Origin of the sequence: Chryseobacterium balustinum (assembly GCF_900168205.1) — a bacterium.
GTDB lineage: Bacteria > Bacteroidota > Bacteroidia > Flavobacteriales > Weeksellaceae > Chryseobacterium > Chryseobacterium balustinum.
In genome coordinates this window covers 129,678-154,197 of sequence record NZ_FUZE01000003.1, presented here as the reverse complement: position 1 = coordinate 154,197, position 24,520 = coordinate 129,678, and the positions used below count along the sequence as shown (strand labels likewise).

Sequence of the window (24,520 nt, the reverse complement as noted above, 5' to 3'; positions counted from 1 at the left end):
TATGATTATGCTACAAAGGCGTCGCCCCTTGGGAGCTTACAGTTTCTGGAGACTTTCTTCTACAAAGGTTTTACTCCTACTGAGCAAACACTCTTCACAAAAAAAGATGAACCAAAGCCCATCTTTCATTGTTTATATTTTAAGAAAAATTAATCTAACTGTGTTCCCAAATGTTCCCATTCCTGCAAAGCAAGGTCGAGCTCTTCTTTGGTTTTATTGTATTTTTCTAAAGTTTCTTCAGAAGGATTTTCTTTGGTAAACGTAGCTTCAAAAGTTTCGATTGCTGTTTCCAGTTCAGAAATCTTTTCTTCTACTTTCTTTAATTTATTTTGAATACTTTTCTGTTCTTTGCTTACGATTGTTGCTTGGTTTACAACAGGTTTTTCTTCAACTTTCTTGACCTCAACTTTAGGCTCATCACTGTGAAGTTTTGCTTTCTCTGCAGAAATTTCTCTGATTGATTCTTTCTGTCTGAAAACAAGATATTCGTTGATGTCACCTAAGAATTCTTTCATTTTACCGTCACGGAATTCGTAGATTTTATCACAAAGCCCTTGTAAAAATTCTCTATCGTGAGAAATTACAATTAAAGTACCTTCAAATTTCTGTAAAGCCAATTTGATAATCTCTTTAGACTGAATATCTAAGTGATTGGTAGGCTCATCCATAATCAACGTGTTGAATGGGCGTAAAAGCAATTTACAAAGCGCTAAACGGTTTCTTTCACCTCCGGAAAGTACTTTTGTTTTTTTATTTACCGCTTCACCCTGGAAAAGGAAAGATCCTAATAAATCTCTTACTCTTGGTCTTGTTTCTTCCGTTGCTGCATCTTCAGCTTCTTCCTGTACCGTTTTATTCGGTGTTAAAACTTCTTCCTGATTCTGAGCGAAATATCCGATATTAACATTGTGACCCAAGTTCCAGTTTCCTGAATATTCTTTAATATCTCCGGAAAGAATCTTAGCTAAAGTGGTTTTCCCTTGTCCGTTTTGTCCAAGAAGGGCAATTCGGTCTCCTCTTTGCACGATAAAATCTACATCGTCGAAAATTTGCTTTTGACCGTATGCTTTCCCAAGATTTTCAGCTTCGAAAATAACTTTTCCTGGAACTTGTGACTGTACGAAACGGATATTGAATTTAGAAACGTCTTCATTATCAACTTCAATACGTTCTATTTTATCTAATTTTTTAATCAAAGACTGCGCAAAAGAAGCTTTTGTAGCACTCGCACGGAATTTATTGATGTTATCTTCCATCTGCTTGATCTCCGCATCCTGATTCTTTTTAGCCTGAATCAGTTTTTCACGACGATCTTCACGCATTACCAAATATTTGGAATAATTGGCTTTGTAATCGTCTACTTTTCTGTTATTTACATCAAAAGTACGGTTACAAACTGCAGTCATAAACTGTTTATCGTGACTTACCAAAAGAATTCCTCCGGGATAATCTTTCAAAAAGTTTTCTAGCCAGATAATCGATTCCATATCCAAGTGATTGGTAGGCTCATCGAGAAGCATCAAATCATTTTTCTGAAGAAGCAGTTTCGCCAATTCAATTCTCATTCTCCAACCTCCGGAAAATTCGTCGGTTATTTTTTGAAAATCATCTGCTTTAAACCCTAAACCAAACAAAACTTTTTCGATATCACCTTCCAAATTATAGGCATCGTGATGCATCAAAAGATCATTCAGATCGGTCATTCTATTGATCAAATCTGTGTAAGAATCACTTTCGTAATCGGTTCTTACCGTCAATTGATGATTAATTTCTTCTAGTTCTTCTTTCCACGCATTAATTTGCTCAAAAGCCTGCATGGTTTCATTCCAAACCGTTCTTCCTTTCACAAAATCAAGATCCTGCTTTAAAAATCCGATGGTAATGTTTCCTTCAGGAACTACGTTTCCTTCATAGAAAGTGATTTCGCCGGAAAGCATTTTCAGAAGCGTAGATTTCCCAGCTCCGTTTTTACCAACCAACCCAATTTTATCATCCTTTTTAATGGTGAAATTTACATTTTGAAATAAATAATTACCTGAATGATGTAATCCTAAACCTTGAACAGAAAGCATTTGAAATGAATATTAAAAGTGAATAATGAATATGAATCTTTTTCGGGTGCAAAAATACGGAAAAGAAATGAATGACAAGGAAATAAAAAAAGAGCGGTCTCAAATGACAGCTCCCCGCTAAATTTAAAAAAAACATTTGCCTAGAATTTATTTTAAAAATTCAGTCGGTTTTATTATTCATTAGCAAGGCTTAAAAAGCGTTCCTCAATGAACATAACAAAATAACGTCACAAAAGAAAAAGATTAATCCGTAAAAACAACCAAATAAAAAAATCCGTACTTATACGGACTTCATATTTTTAAGCTGGAGAATAAATATTGTTAACAATGGCATAAATTACAATTCCTACTGTATTTTTAGCTCCTATTTTTTCGATGGCTCTTTGTCGGTGACTCTCTACCGTTCGAGGGCTGATAAAAAGTTTTTCTGCAATTTCGTTATTGGTGCATTCCTGACAAATTAGCTTCACAACGTCTTTTTCTCTCTCAGAAAGATCATCATCCATACTAAAGAGTGATTTTTTCTTGGAGCTGTTATTCATATAAGAAAGAAGCATCTCATGATCTTCATTGGTAAAGAAAATACCATTTTCAGACACTTTAAATATCGCTTCTATAAATAGTTTTTTATCTGAATTTTTCGGAAGAAATGCTGCGACACCCAACTTGACCATATACCCCAAAACCGATGTTTTGTAATGGGATGAAAGAATAATAATTTTCAAATCCGGGTATTTATCTTTTAAAATCTCTACCAATTCAAAACCGTTCATAGGATGCATCTGAACATCTACCAAGGCAATATCTGGAAAATCATCTGCAGCACATTTCTCAAGATTCTCAAGAAAAACGTTCCCCGCATTGGCCATCATGGTTACCGAAAAGTTTTTTTCTTTTGACAACAGCATTTTTACTCCTTCAAGAATTAACTGCTCGTCATCAACCAAGGCAATTTTTATTTGCTCACTCATTGTTTTTTCTGAATTTTAAATATTAATCGACTTCCTTTATTTGTAATACTTTCCCATTTGAATTGTGCATCCATCGACTGTAGCCTTGATTCTATATTTTTGATCCCCATGCCTTTTTTAACCTTTTCATAATCGAATCCCTGCCCATTATCAAAGATAACAATTCCTGTAAAATCATTAAAATCTTTGATGCCAATATCTATTTTATCTGCACTTGAATGTTTAATAACATTGGTGGTAAACTCTTGTATAATCCTATAAATCTGAACTTCTGTAAAAAGATCTTTTTGTATATATTTTGAAGAAACAAAAAGTGAAATATTAATTCTTGCCGACAAATTGGTAATAAGCTCTTCGATATACAAAATCAAACCTAATTTTTCTAAGTTGACAGGATAAAGTGAGTGTGAGATATTTCTTGTACTGTCAATCAATTCTGAAATCTGGCCTGCAATTACATTAGAAGTAGACTCATCTTCGATATCAAGATTATTAAGCCACAAAGAAAGGATATTTAATCTATTCCCAATGTCATCATGCACGGATATAGCAATTCTTTTACGCTCTTCTTCCTGTACCTTTGTACTTTCTAAAATCAGCTTTTTTTGATGCTGAATTTCTGCCAAACTCTGCGCTTCTTTTTCTTTTATAATACGGTTTACAAAAGTTTTGTACGCCACCAATATAAAAAATACGATAATTGCAAGCGTTACAATTATCAGAATAAGCAGATTGATATTTAAGGTAACTTCTTTAATTTTAAAAAGGTATATAAGATTGAACAATAAAGAAAAGTTGACAAAACATTATTGACTCCCATTATTAAGTAAACACTTTCTGTAGACAGATTAACGAATTGCGATAACACTACAAAAATAAGCACAGAAACTGAATAATAAAAGAAAATACTAGCATCTACCAAAATAAATCGATCGATGTTTTTTCCGCTTTTAATTTGCTGAATAAGAAATACTGCAACAAGGCATATGATCATCAGATTAGAAATTATTTTTGCCAGATCATAATTAAAACTGATCTTTAAGCCATAGATGACAAATAAAAATCCCATCGACAAAAGCGCCGAAAAAATTAAAAAAAGTTTATTTATACTTAATTTTCTTATAAAGACCCCTGTTAAAAGTAAAAACTCACCTGCAATAAAGAAATGGTATAAAAAAGAGGTATCCTCTAACTCTAATAAGTAAGGCAATATAAAACTGCAAAATTCAATTAAAAAAAGAAAAACAATATAATAGGTATATTGCTTTTCTGTTTTATTAAGAATGATATATTTCCAAAATATTAGGAAAATTAGGGCTGAAAGCAGCCCATAATTTATAAATAAAAATGTTTTGTAAAATTCTACCATTTTTAGTAATTATTACTCTTCCCCAAAATCTGGTATTTTACAGATCGGTGGACACGGCTTTGCATAGTCATATGTATTTGAAATAGTCTGCGCACTTCCGTTCCCTAAATAGTTATGAAAAGAAATAAAGATTAATGCAGGTAATTGTTTTTGATAAATTTCTGAAAATTTCAATCCAAAAGAACAAACAAAACTAAGCCCTTCATCTGCGTGACAAATTTTATCCGAAGGTACATAAAACTTATTAAAAATATTTCTACCCTTATCTTCTTTGTACTGCGCATAAAACCAGTCTTCCCCGTTACTCTGCCATGACTCGATAGAATCTACCGCTTTATCCTGCTCCATTACAGGTTGGCTTGTAATTGGAAAAAACATATCAGCATCATTATCAATTTTACGCATATCTTTTGACAGCAATGCATTTTTAACAATTGTGTATGTTTGAATTTCAGTTAATTTTAAATCACGATCTAAAGCTTCAAAAGAAGAATAAGGAACTTCACCAACCTCAACTTTAGTCCCTTTTTCGTCTAATGGGCATAAAATTATTGACAATTCATCTTTAATAATTCCTATTTCTACACAAAACTCTTTATTAGAATTATTTTTCTTAAGCCATTGCACTTGCTCAGGTGATAAATTGAATACGTAATTGGGAGGAAAAAGCTCTGCAACTCGTTTAATGTCTTGCTTTGCCATAATCCAGCCTTCTACGGCCATGGAATATTCCTCTCTGTTTAAATTGTTCATAAAAATGGTTTTTAATTCGGTGCATAAAATTATCGATTATCCCTAAACTACACAAACATCCCATGAATAAATAATAATTATTTAATAATTTCTCACGGTCACATGAAAACAGCTCTGCTGCCTTTCTTTAATATAATAAATTTGCCCTGCATCGGCATAATATTTCAACACCTTTTCTAAAGCAGCCTCCATTTTTGGATTACTTTTCAAGACCCCATTGAATCTCACATAAGAAATATCGAATGAATTGCCATAATTATGCGAACTAACTCCTAAACTCGCATTAGAATTCACCCTTCTCAATCTGCATTGGTCTTCAAGTGTCCTGGTAATCGATGAAACGGTAAAAGTATGACCTTTGGTTTCTTTACTAAACCTCGCTCCCATTTTTTCTAAAGTTGATTTCCCTTTAGAAACCATCCAGGCTCTGCTGTAATCTAATTTTTGAACCTTATAGCCTTTTCCTGATTTTTTGATGGAATGAAATTTTCCGCTGTTGATATATTTCTGAACGGTACTTGTCGTTTTCAGAAGTTTTACATTAAAACTTTTAGAAGCATCTAAATGCGACTTATAAAGCGGAGTTGGCTCAACCTTTAAAACCTCTGCAAGGTCATAACAAGGCAGTATTTTTTTAGATTGCTGTCCGTAAAAAATATGATGAAAAAACAAAGGGATTATAAAAAGATACTTCCTCATTAAATACCATTTAAAATGTAAAACGAATAAATATTAACTTTCTTACTTTCAAAGATATCAATTTAAAGCAAAGACATAATATTTTACAATTAAAAATATAAACTTAAAAAAAGTTAATTAACATAAATATTATCAAAAATAAAACCACAAATACATTAAATTAAATAATTAAAATAAAAAATCATTGAATTATTAATTTTTGTAAATTAGCTTTCTAATTAAAAAATACAATAAGAGATGATTTCAAAAACCTCAAAATTCGTAGCCGAAATGTTCGGCACTATGGTCTTAGTTTTAATGGGTTGCGGAAGCGCTGTAATTGCAGGCGCAGACGGAACTACAGGAGTAGGACTTCTAGGAATTTCTTTCGCATTTGGCCTTAGTGTTGTTGCCATGGCTTATGCAATTGGCCACATTTCGGGTTGCCATATTAACCCTGCCATTTCTATTGCGATGGTTGCAGCGGGAAGAATGAAAATGGATGAAGCCGTTCGCTACGTTATTGCCCAGATTATCGGAGCCATTATCGGAGCCGGAATTCTTTATTTAATTTTCACCAATCACCCCGGTGCAGAAATGAAACCTTGGGCTTTAGGATCTAACGGTTGGGGAACCGGATATCTTGATCAGTACAATACTGTTGCTGCGTTTGTGGCTGAATTTATTTTCACATTTATCTTTTTGATGGTGATTTTAGGATCAACTTCTACAAAAAATATCAATGGTGGTTTTGCTGGTTTAGCAATTGGCTTCTCTTTGGTTTTAATTCATATTGTTGGAATTAAAATAACCGGAGTTTCTGTAAACCCAGCGAGAAGTATTGGCCCAGCAATTATTGCAGGTGGTGAAGCTCTTTCTCAGCTATGGCTATTTATTACAGCTCCTATTTTAGGTGGAATTTTCGCAGCATTAACTTACAATCTGTTGATGGAAAAACCCGAAGTAAAATAATTAAAGCGTTATATAAAAACTAATTCCTGTCTTTTTAGGCAGGAATTTTTATTTTGTTTTCTTTATTTCAAAAGGATTTTTAAAAATCAGCTCTTCATGCTTTCCCTTGACCTCCATTTTCTTATATAATAAATTGAGCGCCATTTTTCTCATAAAAATTTCTTTATCAGTTAGTTTCCAATAAGAATCTTCATGAACTTTTGTTGGTTTTCGAACCAAATAAAATTCGGTTTCCCAGGAATCTACATTATGGTAAAACTCAATAATTCCGCAATGCTCAGGAATTACAGAATGCTCTATCATTCCCATTGGCAGAAGAAAACTGAAAGAATTACAGATATAATCACCACAGCAAATTTTATCGTGCTTTAGAAATTTCTCTCCTGTAGACCTATTGACGTAAGATTTTTTAAAATCATTTTTAAAATCACTTTTAGACAATTTAATTTCTATTTCGTGACTAAATCCCTCAGAATTAATCACTAAAATATCAGCCTCCCAATCTGCCTGAAAATGATTAGTCAATACAATTTCTTTCTCAAAATCACATTGAGAATGAATAAATGCATGAACTAATTCTTCGATTTTTAACATTAATATTTTTAAGAAACGACTTATTAAACTTTAAAATCCTCCCATTCTAAAACTCTCCGACCCAATCAGCTCACCAACAAGCTGCAACCACGAATATCAGAATGGTCAATTCTTCCCAACACCTGAAATTTATCGCCAACAATTTTTCCTAAATCCTGAGTGGCAATAAATGAGCATGAATGAATATTTGCTAAATCAATAATATTAATTGCTCCGGTTTTCCCTTCTTTTTCATAGCTAAAAGGGTCTTCTACATTTCTCATTAAAATACGCATCCAATTCGGACATTGATATTCATTTTGCCCCAAAGAATAAGCTTGCGAAAGAAGCTCGGTCATAGAATATTCTGAATAAATTTTATCGGTTTTAAGACCTTCCTGCAAAATCTTCAGCAATTCATCTTTGGTCATTTCTTCTTTCCTGCCTTTCATTCCGCCTGTTTCGATTACAGTCAGAGTGTTGGAGAATTGTAGAGTTTGAGAGCTTGAGTTGCAGAAATCCAGAAAATCTAAAAGTGCAAAAGAAACTCCGAATAGAATGACTTTTTTATCTTTTAACTCATTTAAAAGTTTAAATAAATCTTCATGATTGTAAAGAAAATATCCGTTTTCAGGCTTGCCGGATTTTTTCATTAAATAATCAACCATGTAAATTAAAGATGAATTTTGTTTTTCAAGATAACTTGGCAGCAATCCTAAGAAAATAAAATCTTCAGGCTTTCCGATAAACTGTTCGAAACTTTTATAGATACTTTCCTGATAAATATTTTCATCTGCAATGAAATGTTTAGACAAATTCATCTGCGTCGTTCCCGAACTCTGAAAATACAATTCTGTAGAAACATTTTTATCTAAAATCTGATGATTTTTAAACATCTCAATCGGCAAAAACGGAATTTTGTCTAAACTTTCAATTTCTTCAGGATTGATTTTCAGATAGTCAACAAATTTTCTATACACTTCCATATTGTCATATTGATAACGGAATGTCTTGAGTGACGCAGCCAAAAAGTCTTGCTCTGTCTTTATGTCGAATATATTTTCCAATGGTATAAATATTTAAAAACCTGTTATTATCTCAAAATGAAGCACTTATTACAACAAGCATAACTTTTAATAATTTTTTAATACTAAAATTAAAAATTTGGTCAAGTTTTTGTAACTTCATCCTCGGAATATGGATTAGTAATAAAGGCCTTGAAACCTTTGTTCAGGATTACCTCATTTATGGGGTAATTTTTTTTATTCCTGTTTTTCAAAAGTTTTCAGTTGAAAATCGTGTTCGAAAACTCCGTAAGTGAAATAGGAAATCCAGTCTCCCAGATTGATATATTTTGAATTTTCACCTAAATCTAAAACCATCGGCAAATGTCGGTGACCATAAATAAAGTAGTCAATTTTCTCGTTTTCAAGTTTCTTTTTAGAATAGATAATCAGGAACTCTTTATCCTCACCTAAAAATGCTTTGTCTTCATCTCCCGAAATCATTTTATTTTTCTGAGACATATACAGCGCTATTTTCATGGCAATATCTGGGTGCAGCCATTTGAAAAACCATTGTGCAATAGGATTCGTAAAGACTTTTTTCATTCTTTTATATCCCTTATCTCCGGGGCCTAAACCGTCTCCATGAGCTAAAAGAAACTGTTTTCCCGCAATTTCAAAATATTGTTTTTTATAAAAAACGGTGCAGCCAATTTCTTCTTCAAGATAATCTTTCATCCACAAATCGTGGTTTCCTACAAAAAAATAAACCTGTACCCCATGATCTTTTAATTCGGCAATTTTTCCGAGAACACGTACATAACCTTTTGGAATCACATGATTCCATTCGTGCCAGAAATCAAACAGATCACCCATTAAAAATAAAACCTGAGCATCTTCTTTGATCTCATTCATCCATCGGATAAATTTTTCTTCACGCACTTTGCTCTCTTTAGGATTTGGAGCACCAAAATGCTGATCTGAAGCAAAATACACTTTTTTCCTTGGCTCTAAATTAATGGTTGTTTTAAGCACCTTTTCTATTTTAATTTTCAGTAAAAAATCATTAATTATCTTCTGCAAACCATTCCCCGTAAGAGTTTTCGGTTTCGTGAAGTTTAAGATAAGCTAAAGAAATTCCTTCCGGAAGTTTTGATTTTACTTTTGCAGCGATCGCGTACAACATATTCTCGCAAGTCGGTTGAAAAGTACAGTAGATTACTTTATGACCCTGATTTTCTAAACCTTCACCCAATTCTCTATGCGGAGAAACTCCATTGATCAAAACAGCATGATCCCAAACATCAACAATCTCAGACTTTACAATATCTTTAATATCGCCAAAATCTACCACCATTCCATTTTTAGGATTTTCAAGATCATTGACAGGTTTTCCTTTTACCGTAACGAAAAGCTTATAGGAATGCCCGTGCATATTTTTACATTTTCCGTCATAATTATACAAAACATGAGCAGTTTCGAATGTGAAAATTTTTGTAATACGTATCATAGAGCAAAGATAGGGAAATTCGTTTTGCAAAAGAAAATCCTAACTTAGACTTTAACCAGAAATGCTATTAAAACTATAATAAGAATCGGCACAACAATAAATGCAATTGGTAAAATAAGATTGGTAACTGCTTTTCCTATCGAAAATTTCTGTACTTCAGAAAGCCCTATTACCATAAAAACAAGGGACGCAAGCGATAAAAGAATTTCTATTGTCAATGAAATCCAAAAAAGGATGCTTCCTACAATATTAGATTCAAGATAATCTGTATTACTCTTAAAATAATCCTGACCGTAAACTGCAATCTGAAAAAACACAAACACCAATCCCATAATTGAAGGAATCATTGCATAAGCCATCATGCGGTAAATTGACGATGTATTTCCTGCACCGTTTAGCCATTTCCCGCTCCAGCTTAATAATGCGGCATAAATATAATAAGAGATCCACCCCAACATTCCTCCTCCAATAATACAACTAAAAACAATTGAAAACAGAGAAGAATTATCACCCATATCTTTTGCAGACGCACGATCAAAAGCTCTTACAATACCTGCAAAAATCATCAGAATGTATAGGTATTTTTCGTACTGCGTATCGTTTATAAATTTGAAAATCCTTCTTGGCTCTGTCCAGATTTTTGTAAAAATATCCTGATCAGAAAGCGTATCATATTTTTCAAACTCTTCAAATTGATCTTCTGTATTTTTTGTTTCCATTTAGTCTTTTATAGGATGACGAAAATAAACATATTTATTAAAAATCAAAGTAAGCTTAGCCAATTCTCATCTAATCTTTTAATTTTCCGTGTTTCTTTATCAATAAAAACCCAAAGCGTAAGAGAATCTACAACCAAAGTATCATCGCAATAAAACTCAACTTTCCTCGGCTGCCGAATTCCTTCAGGAGATTTAGGATAAGTTTTTATAGTAATTATATCTCCTAAATAAACCTGCTTTTTGTATTGAATATGATGATCGAGAAGCATCCAGATATCATCAGGAAAACCCAATTTACCCTTTACAGAATCCCAATGTTCACCGGCTATTTCTTCTACCCATTTTACATATTGCACGTTGTTGACGTGATTATTTAAATCGATATACTCTTCCGTAATTTTTATTTCCTTTTCAAAAATCAAACTCATCTTCTTCAAATATTTACTCAAAAATAAGGCATAAAAATAGAACCTTCCCAAAATTGAGAAGGCTCTTAATAATTAAATTAGTTAAAATGGAACTTTTTAATATTTTTTTCTGTTGGACAATCGCAAAGGCGCAATAGGATTTACAAATTACAAGTTTTAAGGCGCAAGGATTTTATCTTCGATAAGATTTACAACTTTAATATTGAAAATCTTTGATTTTCTTGCCTCTTAAAAAACATTATAAATTTAATTAAGCTTTGCGTTTTTACGTTTTTCCAACAAATTATTTTTAATTCATTTTTTTAATGAAACTGTGCCGTTTCTGTAGAATCTTTCATCGCAACAGTCGCCGAAGAACCTCCTGTAACAATATTCTGAACCTCATCAAAATATCCTGTCCCCACAAAAGTCTGGTGCTTCACTGCTCTGAAACCTTTTTGCTGTAAAGCAAATTCTCTTTCCTGCAATTCAGAATAACCCGCCATTCCTTTCTCTTTGTAGGCTAAAGCCAATTCAAACATCGCCGTATTCAATGCATGAAAACCAGCCAATGTGATAAACTGGAATTTGTAACCCAATTTCGCCAACTCTTCCCTGAAGTTCAGCATTTCTTCAACACTCAATCTCGCTGCCCAGTTGAACGATGGCGAACAATTATAAGCCAACATTTTTCCCGGAAATTTAGCATGAATTCCTTCAGCAAACTTTTTAGCCTGCTCCAAATCGGGGTTTGAAGTTTCCATCCAGATTAAATCTGCGTAAGGAGCATATGATAAACCTCTGTCGATTCCCTGTTCTACTCCGTTTTTCACTACATAAAAACCTTCGGAAGTTCTTTCACCAGTTACAAATTTTTTATCTCTGTCATCAATATCTGAAGTAAGTAAATCCGCAGCATCAGCATCTGTTCTTGCAATAATTAAACTTGGAACGCCCAAAACATCAGCCGCTAAACGAGCTGAAATCAGTTTATTGATCGCTTCCTGCGTCGGCACCAAAACTTTCCCTCCTAAATGACCACATTTTTTTGCAGAAGATAACTGATCTTCAAAATGAACTGCAGCAGCTCCGGCTTCAATCATTTGTTTCATCAATTCATAAGCATTCAGATTTCCTCCAAAACCAGCTTCTGCATCAGCGATGATGGGAACTAAGTATTCTTTTTCTCCACCTCCGTTTACCGATTGTATTTGATCTGCTCTCAACAAAGCATTATTAATTTTCTTCACAACAGAAGGTACTGAATTCGCAGGATACAATGATTGATCAGGATACATTTCACCAGATAAATTGGCGTCTGCTGCAACCTGCCATCCTGAAAGATAAATAGCTTCCAGCCCTGCATCAACTTCCTGCACTGCCTGATTTCCTGTCAACGCACCCAATCCTGCAACGAAGTCCTGAGAATTTAATTTGTTCCAAAATTTCTTTGACATTTCAGTTGCAATCGTATAATCTAATTTGTAAGAACCACGAAGCTTTAAAACATCTTCCGCTGTATAGGGTCTTTTCACACCTTTCCAACGTGGGTTTTCCAGCCAGTCTTTTTCTATTTCCTGAATTTGATCTTGTTTTGTTTTCATACTATTTTTGTTTAGTTAATTGTTGTTTGATGTTAGTTGATGGTTGTTGGTTGTTGGTTTTTAGTTGACAGCTTATAACTCCCAGACACTAAAACACTCAAACTCTCCCACTCAAATGAACGGATATGCTTTTAAGGTTAAAAACTCTTCGAAGTTTTCACAGAAAATCAATTCATTGAAAAGTTCTTTTACCAGATTGAATTTTCCGTTTTTAAAACGTTCTTCACCTACATATTTTTCGATGCGTTCTAATTCTTCAGATTCCCATTGAAGGATCATTTCTCTCGTCAATGTTCTGTCATCATTCAATACCGCTTCATTTTTTAACCATTGCCAAATTTGGGTTCTTGAAATTTCTGCGGTTGCCGCATCTTCCATCAGATTATAAATGGCCGCTGCTCCAACTCCCGTTAACCATGATTCGATATAAAGAATTCCGACATTGATGTTTTTTCTTACCCCTTTTTCAGTGATTTCACCTTTCGGAATTTCCAGCAAATCTTTTTCAGTAATTTGATACTCAAACTTTTTATCGATTTGATTTTTTTCTGGCATAAATTGATCAAAAATATCTTTCGCTACAGAAACCAAAGCCGGATGCGCCACCCAAGTCCCGTCGTGACCGTTTTTCACTTCTCGTTCTTTGTCATTTCTTACTTTTCCAAAAGCCTGGCTATTCGCTTCATAATCATTTTTAATCGGAATTTGTGCCGCCATTCCGCCAATTGCATGAACATTTCTTTTGTGACATATTTCAATTACCCTTTTAGAATATGCGCTCATAAAAGGCGAAGTCATTGTCACCTGATCTCGATCTGGAACGATAAACTCAGGAAGGTTTCTGAATTTTTTAATGAATGAAAAAATATAATCCCATCGTCCGCAATTCAAACCGGAACTGTGTTCTTTTAATTCAAATAAAATTTCGTCGATTTGAAAGGAAGCCGTGATTGTTTCAACCAAAACTGTTGCTTTAATAGAACCTTGCGAAATTCCAAGATAGTTTTGCGAAAAAATAAAAACATCATTCCACCAACGGGCTTCTTTGTAATGTTCTAGTTTTGGAAGATAAAAATAAGCTCCACTTCCGTTTGCCTGCAACCTTTTTATATTTCTGAAAAAGTAAATTCCAAAATCGATTAGCGAAGCAGAAGTTGGCTCACCATTAATTTCAACATGTTTTTCATTTAAATGCAAACCTCTTGGACGAACCAGCAAAACAGCCGTTTTCTCATTCAACTGATAAGATTTTCCCTGTTCATTTTTAAAATCAATTCTTCGGTTAATTGCATCCGAAAGATTGATTTGTCCTTCCATACAATTTTTCCAGGTTGGCGAATTGCTGTCTTCAAAATCTGCCATAAACGTTGAAGCTCCAGAATTCAGAGCATTGATAATCATTTTTCGATCAACCGGTCCGGTAATTTCAACTCTTCTGTCAAGCAAATCTTCAGGAAGCGATGCGCAAATCCAATTTCCATTCCTTATTTCTTCAGTTTCAGATAAAAATTTCGGAAAAATTCCTTTATCAAATTCCTGCTGAGTTTTTTTTCTTTCTTCTAAAAGTTCTAATCTTTTAGCATTAAAATTTTGATGAAGTTCCACCAAAAAATCGATCAGATTATTGGAGAATAATTCCTCAAACTGAGGTTGAGTATTTATATTTAATTGTGTTTTAGTTTCCATAACGTCTTGATTTTGTGATTCGACATTACAAACCTAAATAAAAATTTTCACATACAGCGAACGTTCGCTAAATTTATTTTAAAAATTATTATGCGAAAAATCGCTTCTAAATATTATATTTGAATCATGAATTCTGACAGTGCCTTTATCAAAACAGTTTTCGGACTAAAACTAAAACAGCAGAGACAAAAGAAAAATTGGTCTTTACAGGATCTTGCTATAAAAACAGGATTATCAAAATCTTATCTCAATGAAATTGAAAACGGTAAAAAATATCCAAAACATGATAAAATCATCCAACTTTCAGAATCTCTGAACTGTACTTTTGATGATTTGGTCTCTACAAAACTTGATAAAAGCTTAGCTCCATTTAATGAGATTTTACAATCTGATTTTTTTAAAGAAATTCCTTTGGATCTTTTCGGAATCAATAAAAATAACCTCATCAGTATTATCAGCGACGCACCTAAAAAAGTGACCGCTTTCATTAATGCTTTGATAGAAATTTCACAGAACTATAATTTAGGAAAAGAGCGGTTTTACTTTGCCGTTTTGCGTTCGTTTCAGGAATTAAACGATAATTATTTCCCAGAAATTGAGGATAAAGTTTTGCAGTTTGCGCAGGAAAATCAATTGAAGATCAACAAAAATTTACAGACCGATATTTTAGAAAAAATACTGACTGAAAGATTCAATTACAGGATTCAATCAGAAGATTTTGAGCAGTATGGAACTTTGGATCATCTACGTTCGTTATTTATTCCTGAGAAAAAACTATTGCTTTTAAATAAAAAATTAGAGCAGGATCAGAAGACTTTTATTTTTGCTAAAGAAATAGGTTTCAATGTTTTGGAATTGAAAAATCGTCCGAATACCTATTCATGGCTGGATTTTGGAAGTTTTGAAGAAATTCTCAATAATTTTTATGCGTCCTATTTCGCAGGAGCTTTATTGATTTCAAAACAAAAAACAATTGAAGAAACTTCTGAATTTTTCTTGCAAAACGATTGGAAACCGACCCATTTTGAAGATTTAATTAAAAAATTCACCCACTCACCTGAAACGTTTTATTATCGTTTGACCAATATTCTATCTTCAGAATTAGGAATTAAGGATCTGTTTTATTTATGTTTGGTTAAAAAGAAAAATTCAGATAAAATTCAGATCTTAAAGGAATTACATCTGAATCACCAACAAGCTCCACACGCCAACGCCACGAATGAACATTACTGCAGAAGATGGATTGCGATTAAAAATCTGCATGAATTAACGGAAAATGAAACTTTGACGGATGCACAAATTTCACATTATAAAGATCAAGGCGTAAATTATCTCGTGATTTCAACTTCACAAAAAAATCCGTTTTCTGATGGAAGCAACAGAAGTTATTGTTTGGGAATTTTATTGAATTCACAGACCATTAAAAAAATTAATTTTATTAAATCTGAAACTTTAAAAACTATCAATGTTGGCGTGACTTGTGAATCGTGCAGCATTGCAGATTGCGAAGTAAGACAATCGCCTCCAACCCGATTGGAAAAGGAATATTTTAATTCGAGTATGAAGAATGCGATTGAGAAGATTCGGAAGGATTTTTAGGTTGGGAGTTGGAAGCTGGAGGGTGGAAGTTTAATGTATTTAGAATATTCTTTTAACGCGGAGATCGCAAGGATTTTTGGATAATATTTTGTTTATTTTTGTTCGCAAGGGCGTTCCACTCAGCTAATGAAAGCAGTAAAAAAAATTATACTGCAATGTTTTAAAACTTCAGACTTCATGCCTCCATCTTCTAATAAAAAACTTTTCTTCTTTCATCCATTTTCACTATCTTAGTTACAATAAACACACAAATGATTTTAGATATTTTCTTTCCCAATCGTTGCATTCACTGCAACCGGATTATTGACGGCAATTTACTCGTTTGCAATGTCTGTTTTGAGCAAATTCACTTTACGCATTTCAATTTTTTTGAGGATAATTATATTCTGGAGAAATGTAAACTTCTTTTTCCTATAGAAAACGCTTTTGCATTAATGCAGTTTGAAAAGGAAAATTTAAGCCGGAAAATCATTCACGAATTAAAATATAAAAGTCGAGAAAAAGCCGGAAAGATTTTAGCTGAATGGACGACAGATCGTTTAGATTTTAAAAATCAAAAACCTGACATGTTGGTTTCTGTCCCATTGCATCCGAAGAAACTAAAGGAAAGAGGTTATAATCAACTGCATTTGTTTACAGAAACATTATCGAGGTTTTATGAGATTCCTTTCAGCCATGATTTAATTAAAAGAAACAATTACTCGAAAGCACAGGCTTTGAAAGATAAGAAGCATCGTCTAGAAAGTCAGAATACTTTTTCAATCGCTAAAAATATTTCAGGAAAACATATCCTTTTGGTTGATGATGTTTTTACCACCGGAAATACAATCGCTTCAATTGCCTGGGAAATTTTGAAAACAGGAGACAACAAAGTGAGTGTTTTGGTAATGGCAATGGATGAATAGTTTTTCATTAAAAAAGCCCCAATCTTTACAATTGAGGCTTTAAAAATTTTTATTAATCTATTTTTTTTCTTCTAAATTCTTCGAAACTATCTTCATATTCTTCAGATCCTCTACTCGACTTCATCATTCCACTATTTTTAGACTTATAATATTTATTCAGAAAGGCAAGATATGCATTCATCGATTTAAAATTCATCGCCATATTATAATCAAATGAGAACTGACCAGGATCAAAACTTTCCCCTTTTAAATTTCTGTTATAACGTAGAAATTCGGGAGTGTTGTAGTTAAAGAAAGTGGCTCCCTGATTTGATGACGGCAAAAGAAATGAAGAGATTTGTTGCTGCGAAGGTGAATGACAGCTCATACAAGAGGTCATTGGCAATCTGGCAATTGTATCTGTTTTCGTTACACCTTTGCTGGTAACATCCACTACTCCCTGCAGCGCTACAGCTCCGTCATTCGGACCGCTTAATCTACCTCCCCATCCTAGAGTTTCTCTACTATAGTAAGGAGCATTATCATTAATCCATGTTTGCGTTAATTTTTGGTTTTGCACTTCTACTGTTGCAAAATCGCTATCAACCTCAGGATCCATTCCCCACATTGCACCAAGCGGAACAAATTTATCTAAGATATTATTGGATTTAATATTTTTGTCATACACAAAAGTTGTAAAAACCCAACCTGTTTCCGGAGCAGCTTTAGAATCTTTAACTACTACATCTATCTGAAACAAGCTTACCTTTTTATAATCATATCTGTTTCTATAGCTATCCTTAGATTTAGCATCCAATTGGTTATAAATGGTAAAAAGAGGAGCATCTTTCATATCTGGCCATTGATCACCATTCAACTCTGAAAAAGCAAACTTCACGATTACCGAACCTTCTTTGAATTGGCCTTTATCTTTATTCAGATCAACGCTGATAAAACTATTAATAGGTTTTGAGCTTTTAAAATAAGCCGAATCTATTTCTAAAGGAACATTTCCGTTCTTATCAAAAACTTCACCGATCGTAAATGCCGCCAATGGATCGTACAATACCAATACAAAACCTTCCTGGTTTTTGTTTATGCCTTTAAAAGTTCCTGCAGAATTAGGATTTCCGGGATAGGTTCCCATGATAGGATCTCTTTTACTTCCCATCCAAGGTTCGTGAAACCAGCCGACATCTTTTGCACTGAATTTATCTTTCTCATTAATCATTTTGGTAATTAATGGTGATGCATAATCTTTTAGTCCAGAAACATACTTTTCTGCATTTTGTACTGTGATTTTTTCATTAAAATCATTAATAAGTTTAAATCCTACACCGGGTTGTATTCGAGGATAATCTGCATTTAATTTAAAAAATTCTGTTCTGTCTTTCGGTATTGAATCGGAATGATCTTTAAAAGCTTCTTTTCTCACCAGTTCATCCGGCGGTAAATCTGATTTGGAATTCTTTTTCTCTTCGCTACAAGACCATAGCACAAGCGAGCCTAAAGTAAGGCTTAGAATGAATGTTTTCATTGATTTTGTTTTTCGGTTATTAGTTTTTTTTTCAATTATCATTAAATTTTAACACTCAATAATAATTAATTAAATGTATGAAAAATTCAATATAAAACCAAAAACAATATAAAATTAATACTAAAATAAACATATATTTAAGAAAAATTATCATTAAAAAAACCTTAGACAAAATCTAAGGTTTAAATAAATATCGTTCTTCGCAAAAAATTTATCTCTGAAGTTTTTCTCCGTAGCTTAAATCTCCGGCATCACCTAAACCTGGTGTAATATATCCTTTTGTCGTCAAGTTTTCATCAATTGCTCCTACCCAAATTTTCGCATCGGGATAAGCTTTTTCGATGGTTTCTACCCCTTGCCTTGAAGCAATTGCTGCTACAATATGAAGTTGAGTTGGTGTTCCGTTTGTTAACAAATCTTTGATTGCTTCAATTAAAGAAGCTCCGGTTGCCAACATAGGATCTGCAACAATCAAGGGTCTTCCGTCAATATTGGGGCACGTAAGATAATCTTGTTTTATTGAGAAATAATCATTGGCGTCGTGCTTTCTATACGCTGCTACAAAACCGCAATCTGCTCTATCTAAATAATTTAAAATTCCCTCAAACAAAGGAACTCCCGCTCTTAAGATTGTGGTAATTACCGGCTGAACAGCAATTTCTTTAACTTTAATTGTATCTAAAGGAGTTTGAATTTCAATTTCTTCCTGCTGCAAACTTTTACTGATTTCGAATGCCGCGATCTCTCCGATTCTTTCCATATTTCTACGGAATCTCATTCGGTCATGCTGAATTTCTACGTTTCGAAGTTCGTTAATCCATGAATTTACTAAAGAAAATTGTTGTGAAAGTATTACTGTCATTATTTTGAATAAGCTTACTGCAAAATTATGAAATAAAAATAAATCCCTCTTAGAAAATCTAAAAGGGATTGGTAAAATTATTTTTGTCTGAAATATACTTCGATCGGAACTCCGGTAAACCCGAATTGCTTTCTCAATTGGTTTTCAGTAAATCTCTTGTATGGCTCTTTTACGTATTGAGGTAAGTTACAGAAAAATACAAACTGTGGTGACGGCGTTGGCAGCTGTACACAATATTTGATTTTAATGTATTTACCTTTATTTGCCGGTGGTGGCGTCTGCTCGAAAATCGGAAGCATTATTTCGTTCAATTTAGACGTTTTAATTTTCTTCTTACGATCTTCGTAAACAACCATTGCCATTTCTACGGCTTTCAAAATTCTCTGTTTCGTTAATGCTGAAACAAACAAAATTGGAATATCACTAAACTGTCCGATTTTATCTCTGATAGATTTTTCGAAATCTCTGATTGTATTGGTTTGTTTATCTTCAACCAAATCCCATTTGTTGACAACGATTACGATACCCTTTCTGTTTTTCTGAGCAAGACCAAAGATATTCATATCCTGAGATTCCCATCCTAAAGTAGCATCAACCATGATGATAACCACATCAGAATATTCAATAGAACGAATTGATCTCATTACAGAATAGAATTCTAAATCTTCATTTACTTTAGATTTACGACGCATTCCGGCAGTATCTACCAACACAAACTCATGTCCGAATTTATTATAAAGTGTCTGAATACTATCTCTTGTAGTTCCTGCAACATCAGTTACAATATTTCTGTCTGCATCAAGCAATGCATTGGTCATCGTAGATTTCCCTACGTTTGGACGACCTGCAATGGTAATTTTAGGCAATCCTTCGAAAGGATCTGTATAATCTTTAGTTGGGAAATCTCTTACAATATCATCTAAAATCTCTCCTGTTCCAGATCCGGTTGCAGAAGAAATAGTATAATATTTCTCGATTCCTAACTGATAAAATTCAGTTGCATCGATTTCTTCTTTAGCAGAATCTACTTTATTGATTACAATATAAGTAGGTTTGTTTGATCTTCTCAGCATTTCGTGGATCTCATGATCCGTATCAGTAAGACCTTCTTCTACATTCAGCATAAAAATGATTGATGTAGCTTCGTCAATAGCCAACTGTACCTGTTTAGAAATTTCTTCCTGGAAAACATCATCGTTGTTTACATCGTAACCTCCGGTATCAATTACAGTGAATTCTACACCATTCCAGTCAGATTTTCCGTAATGACGGTCTCTGGTTACCCCTGCAGTAGAGTCTACAATAGCCTCTCTTCTTTCTAATAAACGATTAAATAACGTGGATTTTCCTACGTTGGGACGACCAACAATAGCAACAATATTTGACATAAAAAATGTTTAATAATCCTTCGACAATGCGATAGGACAAGATTATCAATGAGTTACTCCAACTTTTGGAGCTCAATTTTTTGCAAAGGTAAGCTTTTATTATTTAAGCAATAGAAATCTCTTTGATTGTGAATTTAATATTTTGAAAATTGGTTATCAGTTATAATGCATGATTTTAACGCAAAGTGCGCAAAGTTTTTTCTTTAACAACCAATTGTTTTTAAGTTTGCAAAGGCGTTTGACTTCGTCGAATCTTTAATTTCACTCAGCAAAGGAAAACTTCCATTATAACAATTCACGAAAAGTAAGTATTTAATTCAAAAAAAAGACAGCCCAAAAAGGCTGTCTTAAAAAATTAGATTATTATATAAAATTAGATTAAATCAAATCGGTCTAAGTTCATTACTTTCGTCCAAGCTGCTACAAAATCTTTTACAAATTTCTCCTGAGCATCAGAACTTGCATACACTTCAGCCAATGCTCTCAATTCAGAGTTTGAACCGAAGACTAAATCTGCTCGACTCGCTGTCCATTTTGGTTGTCCACTTGATCGGTCAGTTCCCATGTACAATTCATTATCTTCTGAAATAGCTTTCCATTGAGTTCTCATATCCAAAAGGTTTACAAAGAAATCATTGGTCAAAGTTCCGGGACGCTGGGTAAATATTCCGTTTTTAGAACCATCGAAATTGGTATCTAAAGCACGCATTCCGCCGATCAACACCGTTAATTCGGGCGCAGTAAGCGTCAACAATTGTGCTTTGTCAATTAATAAAGATTCTGTAGAAACAGAGAATTTTTTCTTTAAATAGTTTCTAAATCCATCTGCTGCAGGTTCTAAATATCCCATTGACTCTACATCTGTCTGCTCTTGTGAAGCATCCATTCGACCAGGAGCAAAAGGAACAGAAATATTTTGTCCGGCATCTCTTGCTGCTTTTTCAACCGCTGCACTTCCTGCCAAAACAATTAAATCTGCTAATGAAACTCTTTTATTTCCAGATTGAGAATTATTAAAATCATTCTGAATATTTTCCAAAACAGACAATACTTTTTGCAACTGAACAGGATTATTTACCGCCCAATCTTTTTGTGGAGTCAAACGAATTCTTGCTCCGTTTGCGCCACCTCGTTTGTCACTTCCTCTGAAAGTTGAAGCAGAAGCCCATGCCGTAGAAACTAATTCAGAAATACTTAATCCGGAATTTAAAATTTTTGATTTTAAAGATTCAATATCAGAATTATCTACCAATTCATGGTTCACTTCAGGAATCGGATCTTGCCAGATTAATTCCTCAGAAGGAACTTCAGAACCTAAATAACGAACTTTTGGTCCCATATCTCTATGTGTTAGTTTAAACCAGGCACGAGAAAAGGCATCCGCAAAAGCATCAGGATTTTCAAAAAAGTTTCTTGATATTTTTTCATAAATAGGATCAAATCTTAATGAAAGATCCGTTGTAAGCATAGTTGGTCTGTGTTTTTTATTAGGATCAAAGGCATCAGGAATAATGTTGGCTCCGTTTTTCGCCACCCATTGATGAGCTCCTGCAGGACTTTTAGTGAGTTCCCATTCATTTTCAAATAAATTTTTAAAGAAAAGATTACTCCATTCAGTTGGTTTTTCAGTCCAAGTTACTTCTAATCCACTTGAGATTGCATCGGGTCCTTTTCCTGATTTATAAGAACTGTTCCATCCAAATCCTTGTGCTTCAATTCCGGCTGCTTCAGGCTCTTTACCTACATGATCTGCAGGACCGGCACCGTGAGTTTTGCCGAATGTATGTCCACCAGCGATTAACGCAACCGTTTCTTCATCATTCATTGCCATTCTTCCGAAGGTATCACGAATATCTTTTGCCGCTAAAATTGGGTCAGGATTTCCGTCAGGTCCTTCAGGGTTTACATAGATAAGTCCCATTTGTACTGCTGCCAAAGGTTTTTCAAGATCCCTGGAATGTTTAACTTCAGAATCATCTTCTGCCGGAAGAACACCATGACCTTCAACACCCGGAGAACCGTGCGCATAACGAAGATCTCCACCTAACCAAGTTTTTTCCGTTCCCCAATATACATCCTGATCTGGTTCCCAAACATCTTCACGACCTCCTGCAAACCCAAAAGTTTTGAATCCCATAGACTCAAGGGCGATATTTCCTGTAAGAATTAAAAGATCTGCCCAAGATATTTTTTTACCATATTTTTGTTTGATCGGCCATAGCAATCTTCTTGCTTTATCTAAGCTTACATTATCCGGCCAGCTGTTTAGCGGCGCAAAACGCTGTTGTCCTGCTCCTGCTCCACCTCTTCCGTCACCTACACGATACGTTCCTGCGCTGTGCCAAGCCATACGGATAAATAAAGGACCGTAATGCCCAAAATCTGCAGGCCACCAATCTTGTGAATCGGTCATTAATGCATGAAGATCTTTTTTTACACTTTCAAGATCGAGACTCTGAAAAGCTTCAGCATAATCAAAATCTTTTTCCATAGGATTTGACAAACACGAATGCTGTCTTAGAATATCAACTCTTAATTGATCTGGCCACCAATCTTTATTGTTGGTTCCGCCTCCAGCAACATTTTCTTTTTTCATCGTTCCGTTATGAAACGGGCACTTACTGATATCGTTTAAATCATTTTCCATTATAGTTTTAATTTTTATGTTGGTTTATAACTCTATTTTAATTTGTTTAACTCTGCAAACTTACAATGCTTAATCAATAAACACAATCTATCAATAATATTTTTACAATAGTTAAAAACTATAACAAATTCTTAACTGTTAATTCTTAGTTGACTAGTTTACAAAAAAAACAATAATTCAATTAAGTTAATAAAATTTGGCATTACTTTAGATAAAAACCAATAATAAGTACTCATATTTAGAATAATTCAACTTAAAGTAATCATTTTAATATTTCTTCTATTTTTTCTTTCTTAAAAATTTAATATCTTTATTAGTTTAGAAATCCAAATCCCAGGGTATGAAAAAAGTAATTATCGTTCTTCTTGTCGCATTTATTATCATCCAGTTTTTTCCGATTGATAAAACCAACAAACCGCTGAACCCGGGAATGGATTTTTTAAAGATTAAAACCAATACTTCTCCGGAAATAGCAAAACTGATTACCAATTCATGCTACGACTGTCATTCTGATGAAACGAAATATCCGTGGTATACAAGTATTGCTCCGGCTTCTTGGTGGATAAAAAATCACATTGATGAAGGAAGAAAACATCTTAATTTTTCTACATTTGCTACTTACGAACCGAAAAGACAGATCCATAAAATGGAAGAGTGTGTAGAAATGCTCGAAAAACATGAAATGCCTTTAGAGTCTTATTTTCTGGGACATCAAGATGCAAAACTCACCGACGCTCAAAGAAAAGAGTTGATCACTTATTTTAAAAGAGAGATTCGGGAAACAAAATTTAAAACAGAATAATAGAAATCATGCCTGAAATCTGGGAACAAAAACACATTGTATTTTTTGATGGCGAATGCGGTGTATGCAATTTTTGGGTACAGTGGATCCTTGAAAGAGATCAAAAAGATCAGTTTATGTTTGCTTCTCTACAATCAGATTTCGGACAGAAGTTTTTATCGGAGAGAGGTTTAGAAACAAAACAATTCAACACACTCTATCTTTGGAAACCTCGTCAATATTATCTCATTAAATCTAAAGCTGTTTTAAAAATCGCCAATCTTTTAGGCGGAATCTATAATTTATCGGTTATAGGGAAATTAATGCCCACATTTATAAGTGATAAAATTTACAACAAAATTTCCGAAAACAGAATGAAGCTTTCGGCTCAAAAGTGCTTCCTACCCGACCAACATCAGAAAAAGAAATTTATAGAAGTGTGATTTGGTTCAGAATTTGGTATCTGATAAATATAGGAATACTTTAAATATTTCCATTAAATTT

At 33.7% G+C, this 24,520-nt stretch carries 22 protein-coding genes; 5 read left to right on the top strand and 17 right to left on the bottom strand.

Annotation, left to right across the window (positions count from 1 at the left end; translation table 11 throughout):
- Window positions 1-149 precede the first annotated feature (149 nt).
- The 5 genes from B5X64_RS06230 to B5X64_RS06205 form a co-directional block, all read right to left on the bottom strand.
- Entirely contained in the window at window positions 150-2,072 is a 1,923-nt protein-coding gene (locus tag B5X64_RS06230) for an ABC-F family ATP-binding cassette domain-containing protein (protein WP_079464410.1), read from the bottom strand.
- A gap of 299 nt (window positions 2,073-2,371) precedes the next feature.
- Window positions 2,372-3,043 (bottom strand): response regulator transcription factor, encoded by a 672-nt coding sequence (locus B5X64_RS06225; RefSeq protein ID WP_079464409.1) that lies wholly within the window; start codon window positions 3,041-3,043, stop codon window positions 2,372-2,374.
- Window positions 3,040-3,828 carry a sensor histidine kinase gene (locus B5X64_RS06220; RefSeq protein ID WP_228418775.1) on the bottom strand — a complete coding sequence of 263 codons (789 nt, stop codon included), beginning with the start codon at window positions 3,826-3,828 and terminating at the stop codon, window positions 3,040-3,042. The genes B5X64_RS06225 and B5X64_RS06220 overlap by 4 nt, the downstream gene beginning before the upstream one ends.
- A gap of 596 nt (window positions 3,829-4,424) precedes the next feature.
- Window positions 4,425-5,165: a hypothetical protein gene (locus B5X64_RS06210; RefSeq protein WP_066675487.1), complete on the bottom strand. Its 741-nt coding sequence runs from the start codon at window positions 5,163-5,165 to the stop codon at window positions 4,425-4,427.
- Window positions 5,166-5,246: 81 nt separating this feature from the next.
- Window positions 5,247-5,864, bottom strand: coding sequence for a DUF5715 family protein (locus B5X64_RS06205; protein WP_066675485.1), 618 nt, complete (start codon window positions 5,862-5,864; stop codon window positions 5,247-5,249).
- 237 nt (window positions 5,865-6,101) lie between these two features.
- Here B5X64_RS06205 and aqpZ point away from each other — a divergent pair, with 237 nt between their 5' ends.
- Window positions 6,102-6,815, top strand: a complete 714-nt coding sequence (gene aqpZ, locus B5X64_RS06200; protein WP_079464408.1) for an aquaporin Z — start codon at window positions 6,102-6,104, stop codon at window positions 6,813-6,815.
- Window positions 6,816-6,863: 48 nt separating this feature from the next.
- Here the strand turns inward: aqpZ and B5X64_RS06195 are convergent, their stop codons facing one another.
- The 8 genes from B5X64_RS06195 to aceB form a co-directional block, all read right to left on the bottom strand.
- Window positions 6,864-7,409 (bottom strand): hypothetical protein, encoded by a 546-nt coding sequence (locus B5X64_RS06195; RefSeq protein WP_079464407.1) that lies wholly within the window; start codon window positions 7,407-7,409, stop codon window positions 6,864-6,866.
- Between the two features lie 65 nt (window positions 7,410-7,474).
- Entirely contained in the window at window positions 7,475-8,455 is a 981-nt protein-coding gene (locus tag B5X64_RS06190; protein WP_079464406.1) for a LuxE/PaaK family acyltransferase, read from the bottom strand.
- 195 nt (window positions 8,456-8,650) lie between these two features.
- Window positions 8,651-9,427 (bottom strand): UDP-2,3-diacylglucosamine diphosphatase, encoded by a 777-nt coding sequence (locus tag B5X64_RS06185; RefSeq protein WP_079464568.1) that lies wholly within the window; start codon window positions 9,425-9,427, stop codon window positions 8,651-8,653.
- A gap of 31 nt (window positions 9,428-9,458) precedes the next feature.
- On the bottom strand, window positions 9,459-9,902 hold the full coding sequence (locus B5X64_RS06180) for a 6-pyruvoyl trahydropterin synthase family protein (RefSeq protein ID WP_066675476.1): 444 nt from the start codon (window positions 9,900-9,902) through the stop codon (window positions 9,459-9,461).
- Window positions 9,903-9,946: 44 nt separating this feature from the next.
- The gene (locus B5X64_RS06175; protein ID WP_079464405.1) at window positions 9,947-10,621 is read right to left on the bottom strand and encodes a Yip1 family protein; all 675 of its coding nucleotides are present in this window, start codon (window positions 10,619-10,621) and stop codon (window positions 9,947-9,949) included.
- 44 nt (window positions 10,622-10,665) lie between these two features.
- Window positions 10,666-11,049 (bottom strand): acyl-CoA thioesterase, encoded by a 384-nt coding sequence (locus B5X64_RS06170; protein ID WP_079464404.1) that lies wholly within the window; start codon window positions 11,047-11,049, stop codon window positions 10,666-10,668.
- Between the two features lie 302 nt (window positions 11,050-11,351).
- A complete protein-coding gene (gene aceA / locus B5X64_RS06165) occupies window positions 11,352-12,632 on the bottom strand; it encodes an isocitrate lyase (protein WP_079464403.1) in 1,281 nt (426 codons plus the stop codon).
- Window positions 12,633-12,743: 111 nt separating this feature from the next.
- Window positions 12,744-14,318 carry a malate synthase A gene (gene aceB / locus B5X64_RS06160; protein WP_079464402.1) on the bottom strand — a complete coding sequence of 525 codons (1,575 nt, stop codon included), beginning with the start codon at window positions 14,316-14,318 and terminating at the stop codon, window positions 12,744-12,746.
- A 126-nt stretch (window positions 14,319-14,444) separates the two neighbouring features.
- Between aceB and B5X64_RS06155 the strand changes: the two genes are divergently transcribed.
- Both B5X64_RS06155 and B5X64_RS06150 read left to right on the top strand, forming a co-directional pair.
- Window positions 14,445-15,917, top strand: coding sequence for a helix-turn-helix domain-containing protein (locus B5X64_RS06155; RefSeq protein WP_079464401.1), 1,473 nt, complete (start codon window positions 14,445-14,447; stop codon window positions 15,915-15,917).
- A 251-nt stretch (window positions 15,918-16,168) separates the two neighbouring features.
- Complete coding sequence (locus B5X64_RS06150; RefSeq protein WP_066675465.1) at window positions 16,169-16,822, top strand: ComF family protein; 654 nt, start codon at window positions 16,169-16,171, stop codon at window positions 16,820-16,822.
- Window positions 16,823-16,874: 52 nt separating this feature from the next.
- Here the strand turns inward: B5X64_RS06150 and B5X64_RS06145 are convergent, their stop codons facing one another.
- The 4 genes from B5X64_RS06145 to katG form a co-directional block, all read right to left on the bottom strand.
- Complete coding sequence (locus B5X64_RS06145; RefSeq protein WP_123920683.1) at window positions 16,875-18,338, bottom strand: hypothetical protein; 1,464 nt, start codon at window positions 18,336-18,338, stop codon at window positions 16,875-16,877.
- 211 nt (window positions 18,339-18,549) lie between these two features.
- Window positions 18,550-19,200 (bottom strand): uracil phosphoribosyltransferase, encoded by a 651-nt coding sequence (upp, locus tag B5X64_RS06140; RefSeq protein WP_079464399.1) that lies wholly within the window; start codon window positions 19,198-19,200, stop codon window positions 18,550-18,552.
- 77 nt (window positions 19,201-19,277) lie between these two features.
- Window positions 19,278-20,588, bottom strand: a complete 1,311-nt coding sequence (der, locus tag B5X64_RS06135; RefSeq protein ID WP_066678088.1) for a ribosome biogenesis GTPase Der — start codon at window positions 20,586-20,588, stop codon at window positions 19,278-19,280.
- Window positions 20,589-20,961: 373 nt separating this feature from the next.
- Window positions 20,962-23,235, bottom strand: a complete 2,274-nt coding sequence (gene katG, locus B5X64_RS06130) for a catalase/peroxidase HPI (RefSeq protein ID WP_079464398.1) — start codon at window positions 23,233-23,235, stop codon at window positions 20,962-20,964.
- A gap of 340 nt (window positions 23,236-23,575) precedes the next feature.
- Here katG and B5X64_RS06125 point away from each other — a divergent pair, with 340 nt between their 5' ends.
- Both B5X64_RS06125 and B5X64_RS06120 read left to right on the top strand, forming a co-directional pair.
- Window positions 23,576-24,037 (top strand): heme-binding domain-containing protein, encoded by a 462-nt coding sequence (locus B5X64_RS06125; protein WP_066678084.1) that lies wholly within the window; start codon window positions 23,576-23,578, stop codon window positions 24,035-24,037.
- Between the two features lie 8 nt (window positions 24,038-24,045).
- Window positions 24,046-24,459: a thiol-disulfide oxidoreductase DCC family protein gene (locus tag B5X64_RS06120; protein ID WP_079464397.1), complete on the top strand. Its 414-nt coding sequence runs from the start codon at window positions 24,046-24,048 to the stop codon at window positions 24,457-24,459.
- Window positions 24,460-24,520 lie beyond the last annotated feature (61 nt).